The sequence below is a fragment of the Frankia sp. CeCAU1 genome, assembly GCF_977971845.1.
Genome location: NZ_CDWWXA010000177.1, coordinates 1 through 8,142 on the forward strand (window position 1 = coordinate 1; position 8,142 = coordinate 8,142).

Below are 8,142 nucleotides of genomic sequence, written 5' to 3' on the forward strand. Positions count from 1 at the left end.
CCTGACGGCCGGCACGGGTCCCACGCCGGCCGTCAGGCTCGCGAGCTTGGCGACGTTCTCCCCGACCGTGTCGTCGTTGCGGGGGACGTAGTGCGCGTCGAAGGCGATCTTCCGGCCGTTCGCCAGGTAGTAGCGCAGGAAGGCGGCGGTCGCTGGTCGGCGCAGGGCGTCCGTGCGGGCGTAGACGAACAGCGGCTTGCACAGTGGCAGGTAGAGGCCGGTACCGACCGACACGGCGTTCGGCGCGACGCACCCGTCACCATTGTTGATTTCGACGCCGCGCAGCTTGGTGCCGAAGGTCTCGTAGGTGGGGAAGTCGAGGTAGCCAATGGCCGAGCGGTCGGCGGCCACGTCGTTGGCGACCCCGCTGAGATCGGTCTGCCGGTAGTCGCGAGACCGGTCGCTGGCGTCACTGATCGTGGCGTTGAACACCTGCGCCTGCACGGAGCCGCGCGGCGGCCCGACAAACGTGATCGGCTCGTCCGGGAACGACGGGTCGATCTGGCTCCACCGGGTGACGGCGGAACCGGCCCCCCACACCTGCTTGACCTGCTGCAGAGTCAGACAGTGCAGCCAGGTGTTCTGTGGGTTGACCACGATCGGCAGGGTGTGGTGCGCCACCTCGAACCCGACGACCTTCTTCTCGCAGTCGGGGTTCTTGATGAACCCGGGATTGAGTTCGAACGAAGCGTCGGCGATGTCGGCCTTGCCGCTGCACAGCGCGGCGAAACCGTCCTCGGTCGTCGTGGACTCGATGCTGACGGTGACGTTGCGCTGGACCTGACGAAATTCGTTGTAGGCGGTCTCGGTAATCGGGGCGACCTCCGAGGATCCCGCCACCCGGACGAGGTTCGCGGCGGAGGCGGGTGGCCCGGTTGGGCCGGTGGCGGATGGGGCCGGCGATGCGGTGACCGCCGGGGCGGCCACCGCATCCGCCCCGGAGCCCGCCCCGGAGTCACGGCCGGTCAGCACCACGGCGAAGGTCGTCCCGAGAGCCAGGAAGAGGACCACGACAATGGCGGCGACGACCGCGGACCGCCGGGAGCCGAAGATTCCCCGGCCGTCCCCGGCGGAGGCACCGTGCGGGCCGCCCACACCGCCCGTCGAGAAGTCCGAGGGCAGGTCGAGCCTCCCCGGCGGCCCGAGCAGAACGTGGTCCCGATCGGCGCCCACCGTCATGAGGCCGGGTGGGATCCGGTGACCGGACGTGTCGGACGGGCCCGGCCCGCCGGCGACGATCCCCGGCGGTGGGGAATCCGCCGCGCCACCCAAGGAGATCATCGTGTCGTCCCCGGCGCCCAAGCCGTGCGGCGCGGAGCCGTCCGGGCCGCTGAGCACCGTCGCCGCGGCCGTCACGCCGTCCGCCTCCGGCACGCCTCGGATCCCGGCCGGACCCGCTGCGCCCGCGAACCCCCTCGGCCCGGACAGCCCCCTCGGCCCGGACAGGAAGGGCGGCAGCGAGACCAGGTCCGCGGCGTCCGGCGGCCGGATCACCGCGGTGACGTCGGAGGGGTCCTGAGCAGAGGGTTCCTGAGCGTCACCGACCTCGCCCGACGCGCCGGAACCGCCGGCGGTCACCGCCCCGACGGCCCCGAAGGCCGCGGGCGCTCCCGGAACGCCGACCGCACCGGGCACACCCGGAACACCCGGAAGATCGGGTGCACTCCCGGCGCCGACGGCGCCGAACCGGTCAGCGAGGTCGGCGGCGAGCAGCGCCGCGCCCATCGCCACATCCGCGTCCGAACCGTGGTCGATCCGGCCGATCCCGCTGAAGGTCTCCCGCAGCCGGCGGGCCACCAGCGGAAGGTGGGAGATCCCGCCGGACAACAGGATCCGGGACAGCTCGGCGGAGGTCACCGGCACCGAGCGGAGCGCCCGGCGAAAGGTCATGATTGTGTCATCGACAATCGGGCCGATGAGGGTCTCCAGCTCCGCCCGGCTCAGCGTGACGAAGGTATCGACTCCGGGAAGGGAGACCGGAACGTCAACTTCGTCCTCACCGGAAAGGATCTCCTTCGCCTGCGCGCATTCCCGCCGCAGCCTGCCGAGCGCGGTCCGGATCATCGGGTCGGAACGGTCGAGCGCCGCACGCTCGACACCCGCGCCGGTCAGCACCCGGTCGACCAGGAGATCGTCGAGCTCGAGGCCGGCGCCGTGGCGCAGACCCGCGGCCAAGCCGAGCAGCTGGAACCCGAACGGCGAGAAGGACAGGATCCCCGTGTCGAGGAAGCCTGCGCCGAAGTCGTACCATCCGACCAACTCGACGGTCTGGGTCGAGGAGCCGTGAGACAGCAGGGTTCCGATCGCGTCGGCAGCCGGGAACGCCGCGACGGGCACCGTGACGTCGGAGAGCTGGCTCACGGCGTCCGCGAACACCTCGCGCCGGGCCGCCGACCAGAACGTCGGGAACGTCACGACGACCTGGTCCGGTTCCGACCCGAGCTGCTCGGTGGCGGCCGTGACGACGTAGGACACCAACCGGGCAATCAGCCCCTCCCGGCTGTAGGCGGCACCCCCGAGCAGAACGGGACCGCTGTCCCCGAGCAGGCGCAGGAGGTCGGTTGCGGCACGCTCGGGGTCGACCAGCGACCGGCGGTCCGCCGAGCGGGCGAACTGCAGGCCACCGGCCGGGGCAGCGTAGATCACCGACGGCAGGCGACGCTGACCGCTCAGTTCGAGCACGCGGGGCCAGCCTCCGTCCGCCACCCCGACGATCGTGTTCGCGGACCCGAGGTCGATACCCAGCTGATAGCTCACCGCGTCTCCCGAAACCCACGCGATCATCACGGCGACCGGAGCCACGGTACTCCGCTCGGCCGCCGGAGATCCTTCCACTCCCGTTACCACGATCATCGTAGACGTTTGACCAGGCAATATTTGTGTCCGGGAGCGGACAAAATATTTCCGGCTCCCGTTGAGCCGGTGAGCAGGTCCCTGAGTTGCCGAATGGTGCCGGACGGTGCCGAATGGTGCCGAGCCCCGGCCCGACCGGCCTGCCGTGGACGGAACTGTGGAGGGTTGGGCACAGTCCAGCGGCCGTGGACCGTTCCTAACCCTCCACGCTTTTCCGTCGCGGCTTTCCGTCGCGGCTTTCCGCGGCGTCGGAGGGTGCCGCGGCCCGGCCCTCGTGCGCGGCCAGGCCGTCATGCGCGGCGAGGATGGCGTCGGCGGCCAGGCTCGGAGTGAGGGTGCCGTCGCGGACCCGCCGTTCAAGGTCCGGAGTGATCTCGCGGACCCCTGGATCGGCCCGCAGGCCCGCGAGCAGCCGATCGTGGACCATCGCCCACATCCAGTCGACCTGCTGGCGGCGGCGGCGGGCGGCGAGTTCGCCGGAGGCGTCGAGGGTGTCCTGATGCTTGACGATCTGCGCCCAGACAGTGTCCAGCCCCGTCCGCTCCACCGCGCTGCACGTCAGCACCGGGGTGTTCCAGTCCCGGAGACCGGCGGAGCCCTGCAGCAGCCGCAGCGCGCCGGCGAGTTCCCGGGCGGCACGGCGGGCGTCGAGCTCGTGCGGCCCGTCGGCCTTGTTCACCGCGATGACGTCGGCGAGCTCCAGCACCCCCTTCTTGATGCCCTGGAGCTGATCCCCCGTGCGGGCCAGGGTCAGGAACAGGAAGGTGTCGACCATGTCAGCGACGGTCGTCTCCGACTGGCCGACGCCGACCGTCTCGACCAGGACAACGTCGTAGCCCGCCGCCTCCATGACGACCATCGCCTCGCGGGTCGCCTTGGCGACGCCACCGAGCGTCCCCGCGGTGGGCGAGGGCCGGATGAACGCCGCCGGATCGGTGGACAGCGCCGCCATCCGGGTCTTGTCCCCCAGGATGCTGCCGCCGGTACGCGTCGAGGAGGGGTCGACGGCGAGCACCGCCACCTGGTTTCCCTTCCCGGTGAGCATGGTGCCCAGCGCGTCGATGAACGTCGACTTGCCCACCCCGGGCACCCCGGTGATGCCGATCCGACGGGCCTTGCCCGCGTGCGGCAGCAACGTCACCAGCAGCTGCTGGGCAAGCTCCTGGTGGTCGGGCCTGGTGGACTCGACGAGGGTGATGGCCCGCGCGATCCAGGTCCGCGACGAGGCCAGCACCCCGTCGGCGTACTCACCCGGATCGATCGGTCGTCGGGTCACCATGCCGGATCTGCCGTCACTCGGGGCGGGTCAGGCCGCGGGGTAAGCGGGGTGAGCGAGCTGGGCCGACAGGGTCGCGAGCAGGTCCAGCGCGGCGTCGGCGATGACCGTGCCGGGCGGGAAGATCGCGGCGGCGCCGGCGGCCCGCAGCTCGTCGAAGTCACCGGGAGGGATGACCCCGCCGACCACGATGAGGATGTCGGGCCGGTCGAGCGCGGCGAGCTCCTCACGCAGCGCGGGCACCAGGGTGAGGTGGCCGGCGGCCAGCGAGTTGACGCCGATGATCTGGACGTCCGCCTCGACGGCCTGGCGGGCGACCTCGGCCGGGGTCTGGAACAGCGGGCCGACGTCCACGTCGAAGCCGAGGTCGGCGAACGCGGTGGCGATCACCTTCTGGCCGCGGTCGTGACCGTCCTGGCCCATCTTCGCGACCAGGATCCGGGGCCGGCGACCCTCGGCGCGTTCGAAGGCTGCGGCGGCCTCGCGGGCGGCGACGATGTTGCCGGCGGGTCCCGCCTCGTCCCGGTACACCCCGGAAATGGTACGGATCTGGCCCGCGTGACGCCCGTAGACCTTCTCCAGCGCGTCGGAGATCTCCCCGACCGTCGCCTGAGCCCGGGCCGCGTCGACGGCGAGCGCCAGCAGGTTCTGCTCCAGCCCGGGGCCGCGGCGCCCGTCGCGGGCCGCGGCGGCCGCCGCGGTCAGGGCGTGCAGCGCCGCCTCCACCGCGGCCGGGTCACGGTCGGCGCGCAGCCGGCGCAGCTTCTCGATCTGCTCGGCGCGCACCGCCGAGTTGTCGACCTTGAGCACCTCGATGCCCTCGTCCGCGTCGACGCGGTACTTGTTCACTCCGATCAGCGGCTGGCGGCCGGAGTCGATGCGGGCCTGGGTGCGGGCGGCGGCCTCCTCGATACGCATCTTCGGGATCCCAGCGTCGATGGCCTGCGCCATGCCGCCCGAGGCCTCGACCTCGTCGATGTGCTCCCAGGCCCGGCGGGCCAGGTCGTGGGTGAGCCGCTCGACGTAGTAGCTGCCGCCCCACGGGTCGATCACCCGGGTGGTGCCGGACTCCTGCTGCAGCAGCAGCTGGGTGTTGCGGGCAATGCGGGCCGAGAAGTCCGTCGGCAGGGCCAGTGCCTCGTCGAGGGCGTTGGTGTGCAGCGACTGGGTGTGCCCCTGGGTGGCGGCCATCGCCTCCACGCAGGTGCGCACCACGTTGTTGAACACGTCCTGGGCGGTCAGCGACCAACCCGAGGTCTGCGAGTGGGTCCGCAGCGACAGCGACTTGGCGCTCTTCGGGGTGAACTGGTTGACCAGCCGCGACCACAGCAGCCGGGCCGCGCGCAGCTTGGCGACCTCCATGAAGAAGTTCATGCCGATCGCCCAGAAGAACGACAGCCTTGGTGCGAACGCATCGATGTCCAGCCCCGCGCCCAGCCCTGCCCGGATGTACTCGACCCCGTCGGCCAGGGTGTAGGCGAGCTCCAGATCGGCCGTCGCCCCGGCCTCCTGCATGTGGTAGCCGGAGATCGAGATCGAGTTGAACCGCGGCATCCGCCGCGAGGTGAAGGAGAAGATGTCCGAGATGATCTGCATCGACGGCTGCGGCGGGTAGATGTAGGTGTTGCGGACCATGAACTCCTTGAGGATGTCGTTCTGGATGGTCCCGGCGAGCTGCCCCGGGGCCACCCCCTGCTCCTCGGCCGCGACGATGTAGAGCGCCAGCACCGGCAGCACGGCGCCGTTCATGGTCATCGACACGCTCATCTTGTCCAGCGGGATACCGTCGAACAGCTGGCGCATGTCGAGGATGGAGTCGATGGCGACGCCGGCCATGCCGACGTCGCCGGTGACCCGCGGGTGGTCGCTGTCGTAGCCGCGGTGGGTCGGCAGGTCGAAGGCGACCGACAGGCCCTTCTGCCCGGCTGCGAGGTTGCGCCGGTAGAAGGCGTTCGACGCGGCGGCGGTGGAGAACCCGGCGTACTGGCGGATGGTCCACGGCTGGGTGACGTACATCGCCGGGTATGGGCCGCGCAGGAAGGGCGCGATCCCCGGGTAGGTGCCCAGGAAGTCCAGGCCCGCGGTGTCGGCGGCGGTGTAGAGCGGCTTCACCGCGATGCCCTCGGGGGTATCCCAGGTCAGCGCGTCGGCGTCCTTGCCGGTCGCCGCCTCCAGGGCGGCCCGCCACTCACCCTCCGCCGCGTCCGCCCCGGCCGGCGTGGTGCCCAGCTCCACCGCGGAGAAGTCCGGGACCATCGTGGCACGTTGCGAGCTGTCCGTGGACATCAGGCCACCCCAACCTCGGCGAGCGCCGCCCGCAGCACGGCGACGGCATTGCATCCAGTGAACACGTATCCGCCGATGCCCGCGGCGGCGTCGGTCCGCGCGCGCGCACCGGCCTGGCCCGCGAGCCACACCCGGCTCGCCCCGGCGGCCCGCAGCGCCTCGGCGACCGGCCCGGCGTGCTCGGCGTATACCTTGTCGGCCGAGCACAGGCAGGCCACGGTGGCCCCGGAGGCGCTGAACGCCGCCGCGATCGACGCCGGGTCCGTGCCCGGGCCGGACGTCGGAGTCTCGAACCCGCCCGCCTGGAACAGGTTGGCGGCGAAGGTGGCGCGCGCGGTCGAGGCCGCCGCGCTGCCCAGGGTGGCCAGGAAGACCACGGGCCGGCCGCCCGTCGCCGCCAAGTGCGCGTCGGAACGGGCGCGCAGCTCCTCGAAGGTGAGGTCGTAGGTGACCTCCGGCAGCCCGGCGCCCACCGCCGTGGCGGCCTCCCCGCCGGCGCCGGCGGGGCTCACAGCGGGCACGGGGCTCGCAGCGGGCACGGGGCTCGCAGTAGGCACGGCGGGCCGCTCGGGGAGCTTCTCGCCCAGGTTCGGGAACTCGCTCACCCCGGTGATCGGGTCCCGCCGGTGGGCGATCGCGTCGGAGCGCGTCGCCCAGGTGGCCGCGATCCGCTCGGCGACGAGCCCGGACCGCAGGCCGGCGACGATCCCGCCGGCCCGCTCGATCTCGGTGAACCAGGCCCAGGCCGCCTCGGCGAGCTCGGCGGTGAGCGACTCGACGTACCAGGAGCCACCGGCCGGGTCGGTCACCCGGATCAGGCTCGACTCCTCCTGCAGGAGGGCCTGGGTGTTGCGGGCGATCCGGCGGGAGAAGTCGTCGGACCGGCCGAGGCGCGTGTCGAACGGCAGGACGGTGACCGCTTCGGCGCCGCCGACACCGGCGCCGAAGCAGGCCAGCGTCGTGCGCAGCATGTTCACCCAGGGATCCCGGCGGGTCATCATCGCCGCCGAGGTGACCGCGTGCTGACGCTGGGCCCGGTCGGCCGGCTCAGCGCCGCACACCTCGGCGACCCGTGACCACAACTGGCGGGCGGCCCGCAGCTTCGCGATCGAGGAGAACTGATCGGCGGTGACCGCGTAGCGAAACTCGATCTGGGCAAGCGCCTCGGCAAGGCTCAGGCCGGCCTCGGTGAGCTCCCGCAGGTAGGCGACGCCGGTGGCCAGTGACGCCCCAAGCTCCTCGGCGTCACTGCCACCCGCGCGATGGTACGGCTGGGCGTCGACGACGAGGGCGCGGATCCCGGGGAACTCCCGCACGCACCGGCCGGCGAGCGACACCGCCTCGGCGAGGCCCACCGGGCCGCCGGCCGGCAGGCCGGTCCGCGCGGCCAGACCGATCGGGTCGGCGCCGAGGCTGCCCGTGAGCTGCGAACCGGGCAGGCCGCGGGCGGCGACGAGGCCGAAGAACTCCTCGGCGGCCGCGGCGGTGAGCTCCCCCGCGTCCAGCACGATCGGCGCGAGGTCGAGGTAGACCTCGCGCAGCACCGCACCGAGCCCGCCGATCGGCAGACCGGCGGGCCCCAGCCGCAGCCAGAGCGAGGTGGCGCCGTTCTCCAGATCGGCGAGGACCGCTTCGGCGGCGAGCGTGGCATCGGGGTTGTCATGCAGCGCGCGGACATCCCAGCCGCCGGTGCCCGCGCCCTGCGCCCGCCCACCCCGCACGAACGG

The 8,142-nt window shown here is 72.4% G+C and carries 4 protein-coding genes; all 4 read right to left on the minus strand.

Translation table 11 applies throughout. From position 1 onward, the window contains the following. On the minus strand, nucleotides 1-2,757 hold a 2,757-nt coding region (locus AC08OO_RS21155), incomplete at its 3' end, for an Hsp70 family protein (RefSeq protein WP_476618961.1). Between the two features lie 292 nt (nucleotides 2,758-3,049). Then, the gene (gene meaB / locus AC08OO_RS21160; protein WP_476606054.1) at nucleotides 3,050-4,132 is read right to left on the minus strand and encodes a methylmalonyl Co-A mutase-associated GTPase MeaB; all 1,083 of its coding nucleotides are present in this window, start codon (nucleotides 4,130-4,132) and stop codon (nucleotides 3,050-3,052) included. Between the two features lie 27 nt (nucleotides 4,133-4,159). After that, nucleotides 4,160-6,415 (minus strand): methylmalonyl-CoA mutase, encoded by a 2,256-nt coding sequence (gene scpA / locus AC08OO_RS21165; RefSeq protein WP_476606053.1) that lies wholly within the window; start codon nucleotides 6,413-6,415, stop codon nucleotides 4,160-4,162. Further along, the coding region (locus AC08OO_RS21170) for a methylmalonyl-CoA mutase family protein (RefSeq protein WP_476618962.1) at nucleotides 6,415-8,142 on the minus strand (1,728 nt) is incomplete at its 5' end. The genes scpA and AC08OO_RS21170, both read right to left, overlap by 1 nt.

What these genes read in the sequence shown, in the direction of transcription:
- scpA (WP_476606053.1), bottom strand. Translation starts at nt 6,415, where the DNA reads ATGTCCACGGACAGCTCGCAACGTGCCACGATGGTCCCGGACTTCTCC.
- meaB (WP_476606054.1), bottom strand. Translation starts at nt 4,132, where the DNA reads ATGGTGACCCGACGACCGATCGATCCGGGTGAGTACGCCGACGGGGTG.